This is a genomic window from Marinimicrobium locisalis (assembly GCF_039822625.1).
Lineage (GTDB): Bacteria > Pseudomonadota > Gammaproteobacteria > Pseudomonadales > Cellvibrionaceae > Marinimicrobium > Marinimicrobium locisalis.
The window spans coordinates 20,122-42,748 of the sequence record NZ_JBDLLG010000033.1 but is presented as its reverse complement, the minus strand read 5'-3'; the positions used below and the strand labels follow the sequence as shown (position 1 = coordinate 42,748).

General features: G+C 56.0%; 18 protein-coding genes. 3 read left to right on the top strand and 15 right to left on the bottom strand.

The features are described 5' to 3' along the window. Positions 1 to 218: 218 nt before the first annotated feature. A complete protein-coding gene (locus AAE514_RS17335; RefSeq protein ID WP_347332824.1) occupies positions 219 to 1,094 on the bottom strand; it encodes a hypothetical protein in 876 nt (291 codons plus the stop codon). A 383-nt stretch (positions 1,095 to 1,477) separates the two neighbouring features. On the opposite strand from AAE514_RS17335, the gene AAE514_RS17330 reads away from it, so the two are divergent. Next, entirely contained in the window at positions 1,478 to 1,633 is a 156-nt protein-coding gene (locus AAE514_RS17330) for a hypothetical protein (RefSeq protein WP_347332823.1), read from the top strand. Between the two features lie 22 nt (positions 1,634 to 1,655). Here AAE514_RS17330 and AAE514_RS17325 read toward each other — a convergent pair whose 3' ends face one another. The 4 genes from AAE514_RS17325 to AAE514_RS17310 form a co-directional block, all read right to left on the bottom strand. Next, positions 1,656 to 3,071 (bottom strand): alpha/beta hydrolase family protein, encoded by a 1,416-nt coding sequence (locus tag AAE514_RS17325; RefSeq protein ID WP_347332822.1) that lies wholly within the window; start codon positions 3,069 to 3,071, stop codon positions 1,656 to 1,658. Between the two features lie 310 nt (positions 3,072 to 3,381). Continuing rightward, a complete protein-coding gene (locus AAE514_RS17320; protein ID WP_347332821.1) occupies positions 3,382 to 5,184 on the bottom strand; it encodes a cellulase family glycosylhydrolase in 1,803 nt (600 codons plus the stop codon). Positions 5,185 to 5,604: 420 nt separating this feature from the next. Then, on the bottom strand, positions 5,605 to 6,168 hold the full coding sequence (locus AAE514_RS17315) for a thioredoxin family protein (RefSeq protein WP_347332820.1): 564 nt from the start codon (positions 6,166 to 6,168) through the stop codon (positions 5,605 to 5,607). 122 nt (positions 6,169 to 6,290) lie between these two features. Continuing rightward, positions 6,291 to 7,478 (bottom strand): glycosyl hydrolase, encoded by a 1,188-nt coding sequence (locus AAE514_RS17310; protein ID WP_347332819.1) that lies wholly within the window; start codon positions 7,476 to 7,478, stop codon positions 6,291 to 6,293. 605 nt (positions 7,479 to 8,083) lie between these two features. Between AAE514_RS17310 and uxaC the strand changes: the two genes are divergently transcribed. Both uxaC and AAE514_RS17300 read left to right on the top strand, forming a co-directional pair. Then, positions 8,084 to 9,499, top strand: a complete 1,416-nt coding sequence (gene uxaC / locus AAE514_RS17305) for a glucuronate isomerase (RefSeq protein ID WP_347332818.1) — start codon at positions 8,084 to 8,086, stop codon at positions 9,497 to 9,499. A 170-nt stretch (positions 9,500 to 9,669) separates the two neighbouring features. Further along, a complete protein-coding gene (locus AAE514_RS17300) occupies positions 9,670 to 10,629 on the top strand; it encodes an AEC family transporter (protein WP_347332817.1) in 960 nt (319 codons plus the stop codon). A 10-nt stretch (positions 10,630 to 10,639) separates the two neighbouring features. On the opposite strand, the gene phoU is transcribed toward AAE514_RS17300, so the two are convergent. The 10 genes from phoU to petA form a co-directional block, all read right to left on the bottom strand. Next, the gene (phoU, locus tag AAE514_RS17295) at positions 10,640 to 11,362 is read right to left on the bottom strand and encodes a phosphate signaling complex protein PhoU (protein ID WP_347332816.1); all 723 of its coding nucleotides are present in this window, start codon (positions 11,360 to 11,362) and stop codon (positions 10,640 to 10,642) included. 20 nt (positions 11,363 to 11,382) lie between these two features. After that, positions 11,383 to 12,153, bottom strand: a complete 771-nt coding sequence (gene pstB, locus AAE514_RS17290) for a phosphate ABC transporter ATP-binding protein PstB (protein ID WP_347332825.1) — start codon at positions 12,151 to 12,153, stop codon at positions 11,383 to 11,385. 117 nt (positions 12,154 to 12,270) lie between these two features. Further along, on the bottom strand, positions 12,271 to 13,935 hold the full coding sequence (gene pstA / locus AAE514_RS17285) for a phosphate ABC transporter permease PstA (RefSeq protein ID WP_347332815.1): 1,665 nt from the start codon (positions 13,933 to 13,935) through the stop codon (positions 12,271 to 12,273). A gap of 19 nt (positions 13,936 to 13,954) precedes the next feature. Beyond that, positions 13,955 to 16,240, bottom strand: coding sequence for an ABC transporter permease subunit (locus AAE514_RS17280; RefSeq protein WP_347332814.1), 2,286 nt, complete (start codon positions 16,238 to 16,240; stop codon positions 13,955 to 13,957). Between the two features lie 214 nt (positions 16,241 to 16,454). After that, positions 16,455 to 17,432 (bottom strand): PstS family phosphate ABC transporter substrate-binding protein, encoded by a 978-nt coding sequence (locus AAE514_RS17275; protein WP_347332813.1) that lies wholly within the window; start codon positions 17,430 to 17,432, stop codon positions 16,455 to 16,457. A 200-nt stretch (positions 17,433 to 17,632) separates the two neighbouring features. After that, a complete protein-coding gene (locus AAE514_RS17270; protein ID WP_347332812.1) occupies positions 17,633 to 18,250 on the bottom strand; it encodes a Yip1 family protein in 618 nt (205 codons plus the stop codon). A gap of 121 nt (positions 18,251 to 18,371) precedes the next feature. Continuing rightward, positions 18,372 to 18,782 carry a ClpXP protease specificity-enhancing factor gene (locus AAE514_RS17265; protein WP_347332811.1) on the bottom strand — a complete coding sequence of 137 codons (411 nt, stop codon included), beginning with the start codon at positions 18,780 to 18,782 and terminating at the stop codon, positions 18,372 to 18,374. Positions 18,783 to 18,845: 63 nt separating this feature from the next. Then, positions 18,846 to 19,481, bottom strand: a complete 636-nt coding sequence (locus AAE514_RS17260) for a glutathione S-transferase N-terminal domain-containing protein (RefSeq protein WP_347332810.1) — start codon at positions 19,479 to 19,481, stop codon at positions 18,846 to 18,848. A 61-nt stretch (positions 19,482 to 19,542) separates the two neighbouring features. Continuing rightward, positions 19,543 to 21,780, bottom strand: a complete 2,238-nt coding sequence (locus AAE514_RS17255) for a ubiquinol-cytochrome c reductase (protein ID WP_347332809.1) — start codon at positions 21,778 to 21,780, stop codon at positions 19,543 to 19,545. Between the two features lie 4 nt (positions 21,781 to 21,784). Continuing rightward, the gene (gene petA / locus AAE514_RS17250) at positions 21,785 to 22,378 is read right to left on the bottom strand and encodes a ubiquinol-cytochrome c reductase iron-sulfur subunit (RefSeq protein ID WP_347332808.1); all 594 of its coding nucleotides are present in this window, start codon (positions 22,376 to 22,378) and stop codon (positions 21,785 to 21,787) included. Between the last annotated feature and the right edge of the window lie 249 nt (positions 22,379 to 22,627).

Below are 22,627 nucleotides of genomic sequence, written 5' to 3'. Positions count from 1 at the left end.
CGAAATAGTCTCTACGTTTAGGCCGAAATTATACTGGATTTCCACAGGAATTTACGAAGAGCCTTATTCTTAGAAACTCATCTTCGGCTTCTTGCGCCACGTAAACATTGCGACCTGCTCCCGAAAAGGACGAGTAAATCAATGTATAACCTGTATAACCGCTCATTTTCTATTCCCTCTAGCTAGTTTTTACAACCCGAAAACTTCGACCCATAATTCTACGATACCGAGGTAGGATTTATATTCGGCGCGAGTTCCAATGGATAGCCACCATTTTTCTCCTCCTTAGATTCAGGGTAGACCCACGACTCCACACTTCGACTTTCAGAAAAGACATCCGAGGGGCCATAGTGCTTCTTAGCTTGCTCCCTTTGCTCTAAACTAGCATCTGACAGATTAAGCCTAACTGACGCCATTACTTCCTTGATAACACTTCGCGTCGCTTTGTTGCTTTCTTTAGCAGAGGCACTCCCAACGGCCCAAAACACCAAGGCCACATACTTCGTTCTATCTATGGGAGAGAAAAAACAAGAAAAGAAGGTGGACTCGCTATTTGATCGAGCAGAATCACCCGTTTTGTCAAACCAAACTTCGAAGTTAACCCAGTCATTTCCTTCGCTTTTATAAACACTCCAATTTACAGGGAATAGCTTAGCTTGTGTGGTACCACTTCCTGGCCCAAAGGAAAAGTACGCATCATAGATAAGCACCCTCTCTAAGTCCCTGTTACAAAAACAGTTCAGGCCTTTCTTGAGCTGGGAGGTATCGTTTACAGAAACAACGCAATCCAAGTTACCAATAGGCCTAGAGCGCCAAACCTCTCCATACATGCGCCACGATCGGTTTACAACGTATTTTACTCCAATACTCCCTTGCCCCTCGTCTCCCTGAGTTCCTTTCTCATCGTAATCATATATTCCGTTATCAAATATATTTATGTCGGGGCCGTCGTTTCTTTCCGTAAAGGGACAATCTTGTGGAGGAAGATCCAATTCCAAGCGCGTACCCGAAAGATCAAGTGAAAGGTGATCAAGACGGTCTAGGTTTTTGAAATAGGGGCGTTTTCGGGAGGCAAACAATCGCTTAATGGACACAAGTCACCGCCTTATCATCAAGTATCGGGGTATACCGCTTCGACGCATGAGCGCGATACCGCCGAGAGAAAACCGAAAGTGTACTACGCACCAAAGAGAAATGCGACAGAGGGGCCTTCCCCCTTCTCGGAGAGGCTGCGGGAGAGTCTATTTGTATCAGGATTCCAGACCCTGGCATAGTTTGATTCCTTGAATTCCCTGAGCGGACCCACGGCGGGATTAATGGGGCCATCTCTATTCGACCAGAGTGATGCTAGAGTTTTTCAGACGCCAAATCAATTATGAATGGAAAGTGGTAGTTTTCCGTGAACGGGTTCACACAGTTGACGCCAAAAATTACCTTTAAAATGGGGCCAATGACCCGCAAGAAGGACGACTCCTGAATGACGGAAGCCATCGTTCAATTAGATTACTGCCATGTGTCAAAAAAGGCCGGGCGCCTGCCTGTTTCGTTCCAAGTTGCTTTTCTAATGGATCGTGGGGTTAAAACGCAAGACGGGCGTTCCCTGCCCATTCTGCGCGTTACCTTAGGTGCATAACACTTCGGCCCTTTCTGGCGTTTTAGTAGGGGCAAGTTTCCCGATAGTCAGAGAAAACCCCGCTGACCAGTTCGTCTTCATGTTCGGCGCCGCATAGAAAAGGGCTGTAGCGTGTATCCTGGTCGAGGAAGCGCTTCATCCACGAGACGGCATACTTGCCCAACACGTTTTCGCCCGAATCGGAGAGCACGCAAAAGTGGCTGCCGTTGCTTACTTCCAGATAGGCTTTATCCAGACTTGATGGCAAGCTTTCGTAAAAGGCGAGTGCGTGGCGGCGAACCGAAGCGGTGGCGTCGTTCTCGCATCCAACAATTAGAGTGGGCACTTCCGTCGAGGAAAAACGGGAGCTGGAGTTCCAGGGGGCCAGCGGTACCGCTGCTTTAATTAGGGAGGGGTTGTCCTGGGCGGCAATCAAGGCGCCGCCGCCTCCCATGGAATGACCCATCACGCCCATTCGGTCAGCGTCGATCAGCCCTGCCAGAGGGCCCGCCCCTTGGTTCATATTGGCCACTTGGTTGAGTGCCGCCACTAGCTGCTCGGCACGCCGGTTGGGAGTATCGGAAGTACTCAGTGTATCAATGGTCACCGCGATAAACCCATGGGAGGCCAGAAGGTTACCCCACCAGCGAATGCTCGACTGCCGGGCGGTATAGCCGGGGGAGATGGCGATGACCGCGAAGGGCCCCTGAGCATTGTCTGGATAATATACAGTGGCTCCGCCAAAACCGGAGGCGGCAAAAGAGGAAATGCTTTCACTGCCGATGGAAAAGGGGCCCCGCTGCTGTTCCAGTAAAGCGTTCGTGGGGTCGGGGCCACGGGCATGCCCCTCTCCCCCGCTGCCATCGCCATTTCCATCATCGCCACCATCTCCGTTGTCACTGTCATCTCCGCCGCCGTTGTCGGGCTCTCCATCGTCGTCCCCACAAGTCGGTTCACAGTCGGGCGGCCCGACCTCCGCCCTCAGAAGAACGTTATCGATGGTGTAACGCTCGAAATAACGACCGGCTTCGACGGAGAAGCGGATATAAACATTGGGTTGATTCTCCGCATCAACGGGCAGCGCCAGCTCGGCTGAGCCATAGACGCTCTGCTCGGCACTGAGACGCATGAAGTTGTGACCATCCAGTGAGTAGGCCACCTCACCAAACTCACCCCGGTCCAAGCCGTAGGTAAAGTGATCAAACTGGAGGGTCAGGCCAGACAGGCCGTGGGTATCCAGCGGCCCCACCACCATGGACCCCGAATTACCGAAATAGCTACCACGTATGCGAGCTCCATACTCACTAAGCTCAACATAGCCTTCGGTCTCAAAAGCTCCGAAATTGTTTTCAAAGTCTTCCTCTAGAAGGACTTCATCGCTCAGTGCCTGAAAAGGCCAGAACAAGCCTCCCAGTAACATTGTCAAACCGAGTCGTTTTAATCCGTTGGTTAGTTTCATCAGTGCCTCCGTTGATAGTCAGTTTAGTTATTAGGACGCACTCCACTTGCGTTAATGTTGCAAAACGCGCCTAACATAAACAAATTGAACAAATATTTATGTGAAGCCATCTAGGTTTTGACGACATTTCGAAAAAAAAGACGCCAAACACTCGGGTCACACATCACGGAGGGGAGGCTTCCGAATAGGAGAACACTGGTACGGTGGCAGGTTTACAGGTGTTTAAAAAGGCCGGGCAGCCTCGGGGTTATACGGGGCTGCCCGGCGAGGGGCTCACGGTGGGGTCTGTGAGCCGGCATCGACAGAGGATCTAGTTTGCGGGTTCTGTCAGTACATCAATCAGTTCCGGTTCAATGATGCTGCCGTTATGGCGATCAAAGAGGGCAAAGCCGCCGTTACCGGCGTAGCCGTTATCCCAGTAAACCGGCACCATGTCGTGCTCGACGGCTGACTGGGTAATGTACTCGTTCCAGTAGCGACGGTATGCCTCGTGACCTTCCACGTTTTCCCGGGAAATCACCCCGTACTCACCGAGAATGACGCCAATGCCCTGATCAACAAACTGCGTCTGCATTTGCTCGAACTGAGAGTCCACATAGGACTCATTGGCCCAGGTTTCAGTGGCATTGGGGTCTGTGGCGATTGAGCCCCACTGGGTGATATCGCTGCTCTCATTCAGGGTAAAGTTGTAGGGGTCGTAGTAATGCACTTCCATCAACAAACGGTCCTCAACGGTATCGTCGGGAATCTCGGCAAAGTTCAAGGTGTGATCGATATTGGTGTTAAAACCCTGAACGACCAGGTAACGGTCGGCGTTGCCGCCGCCGGTGGCTCGCACGGCATCCACAAAGGTTTGGTTAAAGCTGTTTTGTACCGTGTAGTACTCTTCGGTGGGCGTACCGTAGTCCCCTTCCACCATCACTTCGTTGGTGCCGGCGAACAGCAACCGGTGATCATACCCCTGGAAGTGCTCAGCGATCTGAGTCCACATAATGGCCAAGCGGTTGTTCACATAGTCCTGCTCGGCGTAGGTGGGCTGCATCCAGCCATTGTCCCAGTGGATATTCATAATCACGTACATGTCCGCATCCAGGGCGTAGTTCACCACCTCTTCAACGCGCTCCATCCAGCTTTGCTCGATCACGAAGTTTTCAGCATCGGAAAACTTACTCCAGGCGACCGGGACGCGCAGCGTATCGAAACCGGCGGCTTTTACCGAGTCGATCAGTTCACGGGTAATCAGGGGGTTGCCCCAGGCGGTTTCTCCACCAACCGCTTCCAGAGAGTTACCGACGTTCCAACCCACACCCATTTCACCGGTCAACTCAACGGCGGTCAGGCCGCTGGGGACCGAGGCGGCGGAACTGGCGCTGCTGGATACACTGCTTGCACTGCTGGATACGCTACTGGCAACTCTGGAGCTGCTAACGGCGGAGCTGACGCTGCTAGAAGCACTGGAACAGCCCGCGCCCTCTTCAATGCCGTAAGGCGCCGGTTGGCTGCCGCAGGTAGCCGGGGACACACAGCTTTGCTGGTTTTCCCAGCCCCAGCCGGAGTCGGTTTGTTCACACAAAAGGTAGGAGCTTCCATACCAGTTGCAGCTATCACCACTGCTGCATTGGGCCACGGAACTGGCGGAGGAAGCGCTTGGTTCGGAGGAGCTGGATTCCGAGACGCTGGAAGAAGAGTCCGCCGCGCTGCTCGATTCTCCCGAGCTGGAGCTAGTCGCGGAGCCGCCGCAAATATCGCCCGTCACCGTCGGGGTTTCGGCGCCGTTGCTGGACTCAACCTGAAAACCAAAGGCCACGGTTTGCCCGGGCTGTACTGTGGCGTTCCAACCCATATCAGAGGCGGTATAAGGGTTGTCACCGCTGAGGCTGGCGTTCCAGCTGTTGGTTACCGTACTGTTGTCATAAGACCAGCTCACACTCCAGCCATCAATCGCGCTGGAACTGGTGTTGGTAATTTCAATGGCGGCGGTGGCACCACCACCCCAGTCATTCTCAATCAAGTACTCACAGCTGGCCGACTGAGCGCTGGCAAATGGCGTCGCCAACACACCGGCGCTCACTAAAAGCGCACTGCCGAGTTTTTTCAATGCGGAAATCGTCATGGAACGTCTCTCCTGTTATCGTTTTATTCAGGAAGTGAAGAACCGACTTCGCTGCCGCGAAGCAATTGACGCGCAAAATAAAAGGGGGCAGCGACTTGTCGATACAACTCATGGGCCCGCAACGTTGCTTACCACACTTTATTTTTAACCAGATGCAGGCCACTGGAGTATAACCAGTGTATTTTTAAATAAAATAACTTTTTTACTTTTGATCGAGAAATAAGTCACAGATTGGGGGATTGGCAGAAAATTAAACAAAAAGGGAGGGGTTAGGGGAGAAAACTCAAGCGTTTATATTTCGTTTCTAAATATAAACTATAACGGGTAATTATTATTTCTTATTTGGATGGACTTCGGACACCTCTGCCGTGACGTTGGCGGTGGGAACAAGCGGCAGGTCATTGACCTGCCGCTTCGGCTTCAAGACGATGCCTTCCACTTGATATTGCACCCCAGGCTCGGTTTCTGCTGATCGGCCGGCGGCTCCTTCCCCTGCGCCACCTGTTCGGCCGCAGCCAACAAATCGGCGCCGGTAACCGGGACGTCATTGCCGGGACGGCTCTCATCCAACTGCCCGCGATACATCAACCGGCGGTTGCGGTCAAACAGAAAAAAGTCCGGCGTACAGGCCGCATCAAAGGACTTGGCGACTTTCTGGCTCTCGTCGTACAGATAGGGAAACGCCAGCTTGTACTCTTTGGCAAAGAGCGCCATTTTATCCGGCGCATCGTCGGGGTATTCCTTTACATCGTTCGAGCTAATGGCGATGCAACGGATACCCATATCGTTAAGTTTGTCATTGAGCTCCTCTAAAAAGGGCGCGATATGCAGAACAAAGGGGCAGTGATTGCAAATAAACATCACCACCAACCCCTTCTCACCCATACGCTGGCTCAGTTTCCAGGTTTCACCGGCGGGGTCCGGCAGCACCGTATCCGGTAACTCGGTTCCTAGGGGCAACATGTTCGAGGGAGTGCGGGCCATTGAGGCATCCTCCTGTTTATGGGGCTTTCTCGGCGCTTCGGTTCAACGTCTAAGATAACGGCACCGGAGGTGGCAATAGCCTAGGTAGCCGTAAAAGCCCCGGTGAAACGAAAGGCTAAGCGTTAATTGTATACCTCGGGCAGGTCGCTGTTAAACAGGGTGAAGTCGTCCTGATAGAAAGCCCGAAAGTCTTCCAAGGTGCCTCTCTCGCGCTCGTGAGGCAGGGTAGTGGGCACCCAATAGTGCGGCTTACCGCCGTTGACGCCCTCGGGCGCGTTTCGCCAGACCAGCAGGTAAGCGATTTTCCGCGCCTGCTCGTCACTTTTCAGTGTCTGCAGCAGCTTGCGGTACCAGCAGTTGTCGTACTTACCGGCCTCCACATCCGGTGCGCGAATGCCAATTTCGGCGATGGCGGCCACCTTGCCCCGGGCCTCGGCCATGCGTACCACCAGGGCGGCGTTGTCACGGACGTTCCGAAACCAGTCGGCGTTATCGGCTACCGGACCGTAGGTGTCGAAGCCCAACACATCCACCCATTGGTCTCCCGGGTAACGTTCTTCGTAGGCCGCTTCAGTGGCAGGCCAGAAGGCGTTGGGAGAATAGGCGTAGAGGAAGTTGTCGACCCCCCGCACCTGGCGCAGATAATCGACGGTAAAGCGATAAAGGGCCTTGTATTGTTCAGGTGTGGATTGGTCCGCTCCCCACCAGAACCAGTTGCCGGTGTTTTCATGAAGCACCCGGTAAATAACAGGGACGGCGGTTCCGTCCTCGGCCTTCAGGTTCAGAGCCCACTGAGCCAACTGATCCAGATAGCCGGTATAGACCTCGTGCGCTTCTCCCCCGGGCAAAGCCGCCTCCACGGCTGGGGTGGTATCCCAAGAGGTGCCGGCGGGGAAAATACCTTTTTGATCTTCAGTCAGAGGGTTGTCCAGGTGCGTGCTGATGGTGATGATGCCGCCGCGCTCATAGGCTTTTATGGCCTGCTCGGTGATGTCCCCTTCTATCTTGGGCTCCACAATGGAGAGGGTGTCCCAGCCGTAAACGGCGGCGAAATCTCCCACCGAGTTGTAGGTATCGGACTGGGTACCATCGGTCGTTTCTATGGTGAGCCCCTGAGTGGTCTCATGCTGATGCCCGAAAAGAATACCTTCTCCCATCTGCTGGCGCAGAAAGTGGAACAATGCCCGGGTCTGCGGGCTAGCGGCGGAGTCGACCGGGGAGGGCTCTGCCGGGGCGGGCCCAGCACTGACGCAACCGCCGAGAAGCAGGCCAACCAAGGCGCCGATGGCGGCTTTTTGCATAATTTGCATTGAGGTACCTCGCCCAGGTTTGGCAGCTTAGCTTAGGAGGATAGATTCATCTCTGCCATTGCGCAGCCCCCGATTATGGCTGCCTCGGCTTCTCTGCGGCGGAGATCTATGGCAATTCTTTAGGGTAGCAGGTTCTAGCCGGGCGCTCGGACTGGCGGCTAGCGTCGCCGGAAGCGAGCATGCCCAATCGCTCTGACAATGTAAAGGCGACTCCCTATCGATCCAGCCCGCCAGCTTTATTTCATTATGACTATAACTCTGCTACTATTGCCCCTTGTCGTTAGCAGGCACTTACAGTTCGGCCACACTCCTGTTAGGTACGGTTTATATTTGCGGGAACAGGGGGTAAACTCCTAAAAGACCGCGTTATAAGCGGCGTCGGGTGTTTTTAATAAGCCCGGAATAACCAGTGACGGACGAAGGGCGTAAACACCGCTCTTTGAGCCGGTACGCAATAATCAACCTTGGCAGTAACAGAGCATGACTGTACCGAGTCAGGCTATTGTGCCGCCCGCTGTGTGCGCTGCCTAAACATCTACACAACCGACATCAGGGGGCTACCGGTCTCCCGTGACGGCCTTTGTGTGTTGAGAGGAAATGTGAGAATGACTTTTATCAACGACGATTTTTTGCTCGACACCGAGCAAGCCAAGGCGTTGTACCACGACTACGCCAAAGACATGCCCATCATCGATTACCACTGCCACCTTCCCCCGGAGCAGATCGGTGAAAACAAACAGTTTAAAAATCTGAGCGAAGTCTGGCTGGCGGGCGATCACTACAAGTGGCGAGCCATGCGCTCCGACGGCGTGAGCGAGAAATATTGCACGGGCGATGCCAGTGACTGGGAGAAATTCCAGGCGTGGGCGCAAACCGTGCCCAACACCCTGCGCAATCCCTTATACCACTGGACCCATCTGGAGCTGAAAAAGCCCTTTGGCATTACCGACAAGCTCCTCAGCGGCGACACCGCCCGCGAGGTCTGGGACCAGTGCAACGAGTTGCTGGCCACCCCCGAGTTCAGCGCCAAGGGGCTGATTACCCAGGCCAACGTGAAGGTCATTTGCACGACCGATGACCCGACACACGACCTGCGACACCACCGGGATATCGCCGCGGACAGCCACTTCAACACCAATGTGCTGCCCACTTGGCGCCCCGACAAGGCCATGGCGGCCGAGGATACCCAAGCCTACAACACGTACTTGGACCGCTTGGCGGAAGTCAGCGATACCGAAATCAGCAGCTATGACGACCTGATGTCGGCCTTGCAAAAGCGCCATGACTTCTTTCACGAGCAAGGCTGCCGTCTGTCGGATCACGGCCTGGAAACCGTGCATGCCGCGGATTACACCGAGGCGGAGATCAAGGCCATCTTTACCAAGGTTCGCGGTGGTACCGACCTATCAGAGAACGAGCTGGAGAAGTTCTACTCCGCCATGCTGGTGGAATTCGCCCGCCAGGACCACGAGAAAGGTTGGGTGCAGCAATACCACATCGGGGCTATTCGCAATAATAATCCGCGCTTGTTCCGCACCGTGGGCGCCGACGCCGGCTTTGACTCCATCGGCGACCACAACTATGCCAAGCCTTTGGCGAAGTTTCTGGGCCGGCTGGACAATGACGACCGCCTGGCCAAAACAATTCTGTACAACCTGAACCCGCGCGATAACGAAATGATCGGCACCATGATCGGTAACTTCCAAGACGGCTCCGCGCCGGGGAAGATGCAGTTCGGCAGTGGCTGGTGGTTTATGGATCAGCTCGATGGCATGAAGCGGCAAATGGAAGCGCTGAGCCAGTTGGGGCTCCTCAGCCGCTTTGTGGGCATGCTGACCGATAGCCGCAGCTTCCTGAGCTATTCCCGGCACGAATATTTCCGCCGGCTGCTGTGCCGCACGCTCGGCCACGACATTGTCAACGGGCTGGTACCCAATGATTTGCCGATGATCGGAGGCATGGTGCAGGACATTAGCTTCAACAACGCCCGGGATTACTTCCCGTTTGAAGTTCCGAAGTAAGCCGTCTTAGCCCTTCGGTGAGAAGCTTTAACGCCCGGCTCCGCGCCGGGCGTTCTGCTTCTCCAGCCTCGCCCGGTTTGTGACCACCCACCCATCTTAAGAGTGTGACTTGACAGCCCTAAAGCCGAAAGCGGAAGCTACAAAAACACTCTGACCCCCGTGGTAACCCCGTGAACAACAGCGACCTATTCGCCACTTTCCTATTTTCCCTGTCAGTGACCACTCCGATCTTTCTGATGGTGGCGCTCGGCTCGGTGTTGCGCCGCGTGGGCCTGATTGACGAGACCTTTATTAATACCGCCTCGCGTCTGGTTTTCTCCGTGGGGCTGCCCGTTCTTCTGTTTTTCAGCAATGCCACGGCGGATTTTGGCTCGGCCACCGACGGACGTATTCTTATTGCGGTGGTCGCCGGCGCAGTGCTGATTTTTGTGCTGAGTCTCGCCACCGCCGACTGGTTCGTGCGAGACAAGCGGGACCGAGGTGTTCTCACTCAGGCGGCTTTTCGCGGCAACCTGGTCATTATCGGCCTGGCCTATTGCGCTAACGCCTACGGGGAAAGCGGTGTTGCCATGGCGGCACTTCCCCTGGCAGTCACCATCGTCCTCTATAACGTCCTCTCCGTGGTGGCTCTCAACCGGGATCTGGACCAGGAGCGCGGCCTGCACGGGGTCTTTGTGGGCATCGTGCGCAACCCACTGATTATTGGCATTCTCGCGGGTCTGCTTTACGGGGCGGTGGCCCCACCGATTGCCGAGCCGATCCGTCGGGCAGGCAACTATTTGGGCGAGATGACCCTGCCGCTGGCGTTGCTGTGTGTCGGGGGCTCGCTGGATCTGAAGTCACTGGGGCAAATGGGCGGGGGGGCGCTCGCGGCCAACTGCTGGAAGCTGATTCTCTCCCCGCTGGTCGCGGTGGCACTGGCACTCGTGTTGGGGTTGGAAGGGGAAGCGGTGGCTGTGGTGTTCCTACTGGCGGCCTCGCCGACCGCCACGGCGAGTTTTGTCATGGTGCGTGCCATGGGCGGTAACGCCGCCCTGGCCGCCACCATGATCGTTCAAACCACCCTATTCGGGCTAATCACCGTCACGCTCGGACTCTGGCTGGTGGAAGCCTTCCTGCCGGCTCTTTGAGAACCGCCGGCTAGTTGTCGTCCTTAATCTGCTCCTGGATCTCATCGTACGTCTCGTGGCGAACATCCTCGCCTTTGACCAAGTAGACGACGTATTGAGCCAGATTGCGGGCGTGGTCACCAATGCGCTCCAGAGCCCGCAGGCTCCACATAATGTTCAACGCGCGGGTGATGGACCGAGGGTCCTCAATCATGAAAGTGATCATTTCACGCATGGCGGAGTTGTACTCCATATCCACCGTTTTGTCCGTTTGCACCACGCGCAGTGCCAGTTCCAGATCAAGACGAGCGAACGCGTCCAGCGCATCACTGAGCATGCGCGAGACGTGTCCGCCGATGTGCCGCACTTCCACGTAACCTCGAGGCGAGCCCGAGCCCTCGCCGCTTAACGCCAGAGCCTGACGGGCGATTTTACTGGCCTCGTCACCCACACGTTCCAGATCGGTAATCGCCTTGGTCACGGCAATGACCAGACGAAGATCACTTGCCGCCGGCTGGCGGCGGGCGAGAATACGAATGCACTCTTCGTCGATATCCAGCTCCATGTCATTGACCTCGTCATCGCCTCGAACCACCCGCTCGGCGGTTTCGGCGTCGACGTCAATCAGGGCCTGGATGGCATCGTTGACCTGGCGCTGCGCTAGCCCACCCATCTCGGAGAGCTTGGTTTTTATTTCGTCCAGCTCCTGATTGTATTGCTGCGAGATATGATGGGTGTGAGATTTAATATCCATAACCATAATGAGCGCCCCTCCTAGCCGTAACGGCCAGTGATGTAATCTTCAGTTTGCTTGTTGTTCGGATTGGTGAACAACGAGTCGGTATCCCCGTACTCAACCAGATCCCCCATATACATAAACGCAGTATAGTCCGACACTCGCGCGGCCTGCTGCATATTATGGGTAACTATAACAATGGTGTACTGATTCTTCAGCTCGTAAATCAGCTCTTCAATCTTGAGTGTTGAAATCGGGTCCAAGGCCGAAGCCGGCTCATCCAACAGAATCACTTCTGGTTCAATGGCGATGGCGCGCGCAATAACCAATCGCTGCTGCTGACCGCCGGACAGGCCAAAGGCATTGTCATGCAGGCGGTCTTTCACCTCCTCCCACAAGGCGGCGCCCCTCAGTGAGTTTTCCACCACTTCGTCCAGCACCCGACGAGACTTTACCCCCTGAAGTCGAAGACCGTAGGCCACGTTTTCATAGATAGACTTAGGGAAGGGGTTGGGTTTCTGGAACACCATGCCCACCTGCCGGCGCAGCTCGGCGACATCCACCTTTTTGTCATAGATATTCTTACCGTCCATCAGCAGCTCGCCCTCAATACGGCAGCTGTCCACCAGGTCGTTCATCCGATTGAAGCAACGCAGCAATGTAGACTTGCCACAGCCGGAAGGACCAATAAACGCCGTTACCTTCTTTTCCGGAATTTTCAAGTTGACGTTCTTCAGAGCCTGATCATTGCCGTAAAACAGTTTCAGGTTGTTGATCTGGAGTTTAATGGACTCGTCTTCCAGTGCCATGGGGGTACCCTGTATTTGCGGTCGGGGCGCGGCGGCCCCCGCTGCGTCAGCGGAGCGGCTCTGTGCCGATTCATCGTTTCGTTCAGTTGTCTGTTCTAGCATGGTTCGCTCCCGCTATCAATCCGAGGCGCTGCGGTATTTCTCCCGCAGGCTGTTGCGAATTTTGATCGCTGTCAGGTTCAACACAATAATCAATAGCACCAGCGTCAGCGCCGTGGCGTACACCAGCGGACGAGCGGCCTCTACGTTGGGGCTCTGAAAGCCTACATCGTAGATATGGAAGCCCAGGTGCATGATTTTCTGGTCCAGGTGCAAGTAGGGATAGTTGCCGTCAATCGGTAGGCTGGGCGCCAGCTTTACCACGCCCACCAACATCAGTGGTGCCACTTCCCCGGCGGCGCGGGCAATGGCGAGAATCAGCCCGGTCATCATGCCGGGTGTCGCCAGGGGCACCACCACCTTCCAAAGGGTTTCCGATTTGGTGGCCCCCAGCGCCAGGCTACCCTGGCGAATGGTGCTGGGAATCCGGGCCAACCCCTCCTCGGTGGAGACAATCACCACCGGAAGGGTCAGCAGCGCCAGTGTGAGCGACGCCCAAAATAGACCCGGCGTACCAAACGTCGGGGCCGGAAGAGAGGCGGGAAAGAACAGTTCATCGATATTCCCGCCGAGAAAGTAGACAAAGAAGCCCAGCCCGAAGACGCCATACACAATTGAGGGCACGCCGGCCAGGTTGTAAACCGAAATTCGTATCAGCTTCAGGAAAGTGCCCTGGTGGGCATACTCACGCAGATAAATGGCCGCAAGGACGCCCAGAGGCGTCACCATGATGGACATAACCAAAACCATGGTTACAGTCCCGAAAATAGCGGGGAAAATGCCACCCTCGGTATTCGCCTCTCTGGGTTCCTCGGTCAAAAACTCCCAGAAACGTTCCATGTAATGGCCGAGTTTGCCAAACAACCCCAACTGATTCGGACGGGTTACCCGAACAATGTTGTCAAGCCCAATGGTGCGCTCAGTGCCGTCCACGGTCACCACCTCGAAACTGTCGCGTTCAAGCTGCCGATAGAGGGCATCGCGCTCCTGTTTGATCTCGGCGTACTGGGCGTTGAGCACCTCCCGCTCCTCGGCGATACGCGCCTGCGCTTCGGCCAACTCCTGACCGGATACGCCTTCCAGCTCAAGACGTCGCTCCTCGAGCCGCAATCGCTCCAGTTCATGGTTAACCGCGCCAATTTCCGACTCTTCCATATGGTTGATTTTCGCGTGCAACTCTACGCTGCGGTCCACCCGTTGATGCAGCTCCTCCCAGAAGCGATCATCGCCCACACGAGCGACTTGTTCGCCCTGTTCATTGAGAGCGACCGGGAAGCCGTAAAAGTTACCCCACTCCCGCCTCTCAATCATCATGGCGTTATCCGGGTAGCTCCACGGGCCCATTCCCACATCCAGGTACCAACTGAAGTCGGCACCTAAGTCCCGGTTACCCTCTTTAATCAAGTAACGCGTCACCAATAACACGTCCTCATCGACGGCATAACCGTTGGTTCGCGCCACTTCTGCGGAAATAACTTCCTTGCGAACCATCTCGCCCAACACCGCTTCCGTCTCGCCGGACTCGTTAACGGAGGTGGTTTTTAGAATATCGGCCGGCCAAAAATGACCGAAGCCCCGCACGGCGATTAGGCCAAGCAGCCCCACCACCATAATCATACACAGGGCCACCGCGCCGCCATTCAGCCAGACCCAGGGGGCACCACTTTTAAACCACGCTTTCATCTATCAGGCTCCCGAATCGTTACAGATTGCTGTAGCGTTTGCGTAAACGCTGGCGAATGACTTCCGCAAGGGTGTTGACCAGGAAAGTCAGTGACAGAAGCACCAGGGCCGCCAGGAACAAAACCCTAAAGTGAGTACTGTCGATGGCGGTTTCCGGTAGCTCCACGGCGATATTGGCGGACAGGGTGCGCATGCCCTCAAAGATGTTGAAGTTCAAAACCGGACTGTTACCGGTCGCCATCAACACGATCATGGTCTCCCCCACGGCCCGGCCAAAGCCCATCATCACGGCGGAGAAAATCCCCGGACTGGCCGTCGGTAATACAACGCCAACAACCGTTTGCCAGCGCGTCGCCCCCAATGCCAGGGACCCCTGCGTCAGGTGACGCGGGACATTGAACACCGCATCTTCGGCAATGGAGAAGATCGTCGGGATCACCGCAAAGCCCATTGCCAACCCCACTACCAGTGCGTTCCGTTGGTCATAGTCAATGTTGTGGTTCGTCAGCCACTGGCGCATGCTGCCATCAAAGAACCACACCTCAATGTAGGGACTGAGCGCCACGCAGGCCCAACCGATCAAGATCAGGGGAACAACCAGAATAGCCGCTTCCCACCCCTCGGAAATACTATTACGAATAAACGAAGGTAAGGTGCTCCACATCAGGCCCACCGCTAACATGGTCACCGGCAACATGATCAAAATACTGAAGATAGCGGGAAGGTGATTTTCCAGAAACGGCGCCAACCAAAGGCCGGCAAGAAAACCGAGAATCACCGTGGGCAACGCTTCCATAATCTCAATGGTGGGCTTGACCACACCGCGCAGCTTGGGGGTCATAAAGTACGCGGTGTATACCGCGCCCATGACGCCCAAAGGAATGGCAAACAACATGGCGAAGAACGCCGCTTTGAGCGTGCCGATGGACAGCGGCACCAAGCTCATTTTGGGCTCGAAGGACTCCGAGGAACCCGAAGCCTGCCATACGTATTCCGGCTGCTGGCGCCCTTCATACCAGACTTTCTGCCACATGGAACTGAACGACACTTCCGGGTGTTTATTCCACACATCGGCAATATGCAGCCGCTGCTGGTCATCAAGCGCCAATAACCGGCCGTTAATGGGTGAAAGAGCCAGTTGTTCGATCGAGTTGTCCGCAACCGACTTGATCACCAGCGTATCGGATGAGGTACCGTAAAACAGGCCGACTTGGCCCTGCGAGTCGGCGGCGGCGAAACCCTTGCGGGTATATTCCGGCGCGATGGCGGTAACCGGTCCGGCGAGGGACTCGAAATCCCTGACCGGCTGGAGGTGAAAACGGTTGCTGTCATCGCGAATCAGGTACCACTGGCTGACGGAACCGCTCTCCGTGCCCACAATCACCGACAGCGTGCCCACCAGAAACTCCATGGAGGTGACCTGGCCACGTTCAGTGGGCACCGTTTCGAGCAAGTGGGCATTACTGGGCATTTCAACATTGTAGAAGTGCAGCTGCGCTTGGTCGTCCGCGACGACCAAGAACCGTCCGGAGTCGTCCACCAGCAGCTTCTGGACCTCCGCTCCGCCTGGCAGAGGGGGCAGAGTAAAGCGAGTCGCCTGTACCGAGCCACTGTCCCCAAAGAGGCTCTGACTCATACGAAAGCGCCCCAGCACCAAGCGCCGGTCCTCCGCAACGCCGGCCAGCATGATTCCCATGTCGGTGTTCTGCACACTGAGCTTGGTAACCGGCTGGCCGCTTTCAGCAAGCACCACCGGCTCTTCACCCAGGGGATACTCAAGCCCTGGCGTGACCAACCGCTGGTCACCGGGGTAGCTCAGCTCGTAGTCTTCCCGAACCACCGACGCCTGACCGTTGGAGAAGCCGTACGCCACCAACTTATCATTCGGCACACTGTGCCCGACCGCGCTGACGGTCAGGCTTTCCGAACCCGGCGCTTGGAACGAGGCCAGGACCTGACCCGAGTCCACATTGAAAAAATGAATATCTCCAGAGGCGCTGAAACTCGCGCCCATTTCCTCGTAGCGCTCAAGCACAAGATGGCGGACACGGTCGTCACCCTCGGAAATGTCGAACCGGTAGTCGGAGGTGACGTCAATGCTGCTGCCGCGCAGTAAGGGCGCCACTTCGGAGAAAAGGTATAAAAAGATCAACGCCAACGAGGCCACTACCATCATTCCCGCGGTACCAACACCGTAGCGGGACAAACCATCCTTGAACCGTCGAACTTTGCGCAGGCGGGCGCGTTGCTCGGCATTGGGCATCAAACTCTGGCGAGCGTGGGGGTTAGACTGTCGCTCTGACATAGTGCGTGAATCCTGGGCCGGAGAATCTCGGTCAAAGCTCTCAAAAGGAGGACTCTGACGAAAGCGCGTGCATCCTAACAAGGTAAGATGACATTTTTGTGACAACCATATGACAAAGGGGCATCCCGCCACGCGGTGATGCCCCTTCTTCTGTCCATCCAGCTCAATGGACGGCCAACAGCCCCTGCTGACCTATCCGTGCTGGGCTAGGGTTTTATAACCCCAGTTCCTTGTAGACCCGCTCCACTACCGTAGCGGGCAGCGGAATGTACCCATCCCGAACAACCACTTCCTGCCCCTGCTTGGAAAGCACCATCTTCAGGAACTCCGCCTGCATCGGATCCAAATCACGGTTGGGGTGCTTATTGACGTAGATATAGAGGAAACGAGAGAGCGGGTAGGAACCGTTTGAGGCGTTTTCCGAGGTGGGAGCGGCGAAATCCTGGCCTTCTTCACGTGCCAGGGGAACGGCGCGAACACTGGAGGTCTTGTAGCCGATGCCGGAGTAGCCGATGGCATTGCGGCTCTCGCTCACGCCCTGTACCACCGAGGCCGAACCGGGCTGCTCGTTGATGCCGGCTTTGTAATCACCGCCACACAAGGCATGTTCTTTAAAATAGCCGTAAGTGCCTGATACCGCGTTGCGGCTGTACAGAGCGATATCGCGGTTTTCCCAGTCCCCTTCCAGACCGACCTGGCCCCACCGGGTAATGTCTTCCGGATAGCCGCAGCGACGGGTTTCCGAGAACATCGCATCCACCTGCGGGAGGGTAAGACCTTTGATCGGGTTGTCTTTGTTCACATATACGGCCAGAACATCCACCGCCACTGGCACGGCAGTCGGCTTGTAGCCTTGAGCCTTCTCAAAGGAGCGAATTTCAGAGGATTTCATCTCGCGGCTCATGGGGCCGAAATTCGCCGTTCCCTGCGTCAGAGCGGGCGGAGCGGTTGAGGAACCCGCGCCCTGAATTTGAATGTTGACGTTCGGATAGAATTTGGCGAACTCCTCCGCCCAGAGCGTCATCAGGTTATTCAGGGTATCGGAGCCGATGCTGGTGACGTTGCCGGAAACGCCTGACACCGCCTCGTACTCCGGCAGGTTCGGGTCAACTTCGGTTTGTGCCTGGGTAGCGGCGGCACACACCATGGAGCCGGCCAGGGCCAGACCTTTGAAGAATGTAATGGCGTTCATAGAGCGCTCCTCTCAATCAGTGAATTGGGTCCCCCGATGTGGGTCATACCCCATCTGAAGCGGCACTCTACCGGCCTGACATGACAGTTCTGTGACAGCAGCGCCATAAATGTGTCAAAAGTTTGCAATAAATAACAAGCGGCGCCTCACAAAAAAAGCGGCCCTTGGGCCGCTTTTCTAGGTTCGTTTGTTACTGCCGATCAGCTGGTATAAACCGGGCCCACGCCTGAACTCCATACGATAACGGTGGAGACCATCACCACGACCGCCAATACCAGTCCAACGGTAATCACGGAGCTGGCATAGATGAAACCACGCTCTTTGGGGATATTCATTAAAATGGGGATGCCTTCGTAAATCAGGTATACCGAGTAGCAGGCCGCCAACACATACACCGAGACCACCAGCCAAAGCTGCGGATAGACCAAAACTACCCCTGCCAGCATCATCGGGATGGCCGAGTAAACCGCCAGTGCCGTGCCTTCAAAATGCCGCTGCTTGGCATCGTCCGCGACCCCAAAGCTTCGGGACATCCAGTTAATGTATTCGCCCAGCACGTAGATCGCCACCAGTTGGGCAATGTAAGTGGCGGCACACATTAAGAGCGCGCTCTGGCTGGTTAGGCGAACCATCCCGCCGTTACCCACACTCCAACCCACCTCGGTCACACCGAAATAGGCGGCAATGCAGGGAATCAGCGCCAGCAAAGGCACATGACGAAGGTAAACCGCCAGAAAAGATTCTTTGTCGCTGCGAATACGCTGCCACTCGCGATCGGGATTGGTGAAAATACCCAGGGTGTGTTGCAACATCGCCATACGATCGTACTCCTGTTACTAATTGTTATATACCCACAGTATCCAGGAGTGAGGAGGGAGCCGCAAATAAGTATTCGCAATAACTAAAAGCTGTTAATCGGCTTAAGTTATAAAGAAACCACTATTTGACGACTTTCAGATTGGGGCGTTTTGCACCTTCCTTTTGAGCCGGCTTCTTACCTGAGTCAGGGTCGGGTTTCGGCGGCTCGGGGTTGGGCTCGGGCTCAAAGACCATGCCCTGTCCATTCTCCCGCGCGTAGATACCCAGCACCGACCCGCAGGGAATGACCAAGTCCGTCGGAATACCGCCGAAACGGGCATTGAAGTTGATTTGCTCCAGCCCGATAAAGAGGTCTTTGACCGCCGTGGGGTTAATATTGAGGACGATCTGGCCCTCCTTATTGACGTGCTGTTGCGGCACCTCAACGCCCGGGCCCTGGGCGTCCACCAGGATGTAAGGGGTACAGCCGTTGTCGACGATCCACTCGTAGAGCGCGCGGATCATGTAGGGCCTGCTGGAGGTCATTGCCATAAGACGGTCTCCCCTCGTAACTGCGTGGGATTTCCCCAGGAATGCAAAGTGTGAATGTGAGGTTTAGCGGGCTTGCATGTCCCGTTCAACCTCGGTCAGGCTTTTGATAAAGCCGTCACGGGCGAATAGCCGCTTTTGGTAAACAAGCAGCGGCTGGGCCTGCCGACCTTTGCCAAGATCAATCTCAAGCATCGGCAAACGCCACAAAATGGGCGCCAGGCAACAGTCCACAATAGTGAACTCCTCGCTCATAAAGAACGGCATTTCCGCAAAAATGGGCGAAATCGCCAACAGGCTCTCCTTAAGCGCCTTGCGTGCCTTGGTCACCGTTTCCTTGCTCTTGCTGTAGAGTATGGTGTCTACCAATGGCGCCCAGTCGCGCTCCAGGCGATACATCCAGAGCCGGCTCTGAGCTCTAGCCACGGGGTACACCGGGAGCAAGGGCGGGTGCGGGAAGCGCTCATCCAAATACTCCATGATGACTTTGGACTCATACAGCGCCAGGTCACGGTCCACCAGCGTCGGCAGGGTATTGTAGGGGTTAAGCTCCGCCAGTTCCCGAGGCTTGTTTTTGGGGTCGACATCGATCACATCGGCCGACACCCCTTTTTCCGCGAGCACTATCCTTACCCGATGGCTGTAATGGTCACCGCCGTCGGAAAACAGAGTCATGGATGAGCGTTTAGTCACCACACCCATTGGCAAATACCTCCCCAGAGATCAAACCGGGGCGCCGGAAGGCGCCCCTTGATTACCCAGTCTAGTGAATTCCCTTCCAGTACTCGCGATTGAGCAGGTACACGAAAACAAACAACACTGACAGGAATAGCAGCACAAACACACCCATGCGCTCGCGTTCCATAGCCGCGGGCTCGCCCAGGTACTCCAGGAAGTTCACCAGATCATAGATCACCTGGTCGAATTCTTCCTCACTCATACTGCCTTCAATTTCCCCAGGCTCCAGACTACCACACTCTTCATCAATCACAGGGTTTCCCGCGCCATCGCGGACAATATGTCCATGGCTATCGCGCTTGGGGCCGGCGGCACACACCGGCAAACCCTGTAAATCAATCATCACATGGGGCATGCCCACATTTTCAAAGACGCGGTTGTTGACCCCGAAAGGACGGCTGTCGTCTTTATAGAAGTTGCGCAAGTAGGTGTAGAGCCACTCCGGGTTGCGCGAGCGGGCCACCAGCGTTAAATCCGGAGGCTGAACACCGAACCACTGCTTACCTTGCTCTTCGGTCATGGCCGTGGTCATCAGGTCACCGATGGCCTGGTCGCCAAAAATCAGCTGTTCCCTGGCAACCTCCTCGGGAATACCCAAATCGTCAGCCACCCGGCCGTAGCGGGAAAACTTGGCCGAATGACAACTCATGCAGTAGTTCACGAAATACTTGGCCCCGCGCTGGAGGGACTCTTTGTTGGAGAGATCCGGCTCCATCACGTCACAGGGGATGGAGCCACAGCCGCCACCCCCGGCGCCGACCGCTTTAATCGGCACTACCACCAGGATGGCAAACAACGCCAGTCCGCCCAGCACCAGCCGTAGCGGCAAGCCTTTGGACTGCACGCGCTCGGGCACGGGTTGCTCGCCATCGCGATCAGCCAGCCAAGGCAAGGCGACAAACACGCCGGCCAGCACCAGGCCAAACAGGCGCAGGAAGACCGGTACATCGCCCTCTTCCAGAATGCCGTTGAGCGTCATCGCCAAGAACATCAACGCAAATACCCAGCAAACGGCAAACGACAGGATTCGCGCCACCTGGCTGCGCTGCTCGGGCGGGCGGTTGCTGGTCCAAACCGGCATGGTCAGGAAGTAGGCAAAATAAAAGACGGTGCCAATTTGGGATAGAACCGTACGGCCCGCGGTCGGTGACTGAACCCCCAGATACCCCAACACCACGAACATGGCGGCAAATACCATCAACATTACCCGGGGAATGTGCCCCTTGTAACGCATGGACTTGGCGTTCGCCCGGTCCAACCAAGGCAGCACAAAGAGAATGGCAATAGCCGCGCCCATGGCTATAAGCCCGAGGAATTTCGCATTCAAGGGCCCGATTTCGATGGTGACCGCCCGCAAAATGGCATAAAACGGGGTGAAGTACCAAACCGGCGCAATGTGCTCGGGCGTCTTAAGGTTGTTCGCTTCCTCAAAGTTAGCGTACTCGAGGAAAAAGCCGCCCATCTCGGGCATAAAGAACATGACAAAGCAAAAGGCGAACAAAAAGACCGTCACACCCACCAGATCGTGCACGGTGTAGTAGGGGTGGAAGGGAACCCCGTCTTTGGGGATGCCGTTTTCGTCTTTGTTCTTCTTGATCTCGACCCCATCAGGGTTGTTGGAGCCCACTTCGTGCAACGCCAGAATGTGCAGGACCACCAGCCCCAACAACACGATGGGCAGCGCCACCACGTGCAGCGCGAAGAAGCGGTTTAGGGTAATACCGGAAATCAGGTAGTCACCGCGAATCCAGGTGACCAGTTCATCCCCAATGCCGGGAATTGCCCCGAATAGCGACACAATGACCTGAGCCCCCCAATAGGACATCTGTCCCCAAGGCAGCACATAGCCCATAAAGGCTTCGGCCATCAGGACCAGATAGATGGTCATGCCGAAAATCCACACCAGCTCGCGCGGCGCTTTATAGGAGCCGTACATCAACCCGCGGAACATATGCAGGTACACCACCACAAAAAAGGCAGAAGCGCCGGTGGAGTGCATATAGCGCAACAGCCAGCCGTACTCCACATCCCGCATGATGTACTCGACCGAGGCAAAGGCACCCTCGGCGGTCGGGGTGTAGTTCATGGTGAGCCAGATGCCAGTCACCAATTGGTTGACCAACACTAGAAGAGACAGTACCCCGAAGAAGTACCAAAAATTAAAATTCTTGGGCGCGTAGTACTTGCCCATGTGGGTATCCCAGGCGCGCTGCACCGGGAGGCGCTGATCGACCCACTGCCACATTCCAGTTAACCAGTTCATTCTTTTAAGCCTCCTGATCCTCGCCCACGACGAGCAGTGAGTCGCTCTCGTAACGATGCGGTGGTACTTCGAGGTTAGTCGGGGCGGGCACGCCCTGATAAACGCGGCCTGCCATATCGAATTTGGAGCCGTGGCAGGGGCAGAAGAAGCCCCCCTGCCAGCTCTCGCCACCGAGGTCGGCGCTACCGACTTCCGGGCGGAACAGAGGCGCGCAGCCCAGGTGGGTACAAAGGCCTAGAAGCACCAAGTATTCGGGCTTGATTGAGCGCGTTGGGTTTTGCGCGTACTCGGGCTGTTGAGGTTCCTCGGAGGCGGGGTCGCGCAGTTCATCCCGCACCTTTTTCAGGCCCTCGATGGCCTCCTCGGTGCGGCGAACGATATACACCGGCTTGCCCCGCCATTCGACGGTGATCATTTGCCCGGGCTCCATCTTGCCGATATTAGCCCGAACCGGTGCGCCGGCGGCTTTCGCCTTGGCGCTGGGGTTCCAGGACCCCACAAAAGGAACGGCGGCACCCACGACACCAACAGCACCCACCACTGAGGTGGCTGCTGTCAACACGCGGCGACGCGTTTTATTGACAACGTCATCGGTCATGACGATCTTCTCCCCTAACAGCTTCCGACGGCCAGTAAATCACTGAAATTCAACGATTTAGAATGATGTTATTGATACTCAAAAAGTGGCCAATCTTAAAGAAATTGCGCGCCGCTTACAAGAATAAGCCGCGCTCCGGCCTCCGGGCCAACACGCCAACGGTCGAGCGGACATAAAAAAACGCCCGGGCCAGCAGACGGCCTGGGCGTTTTCTCGCTCGGAGGTGCCGCGCCTCTTCCACAGACCGTG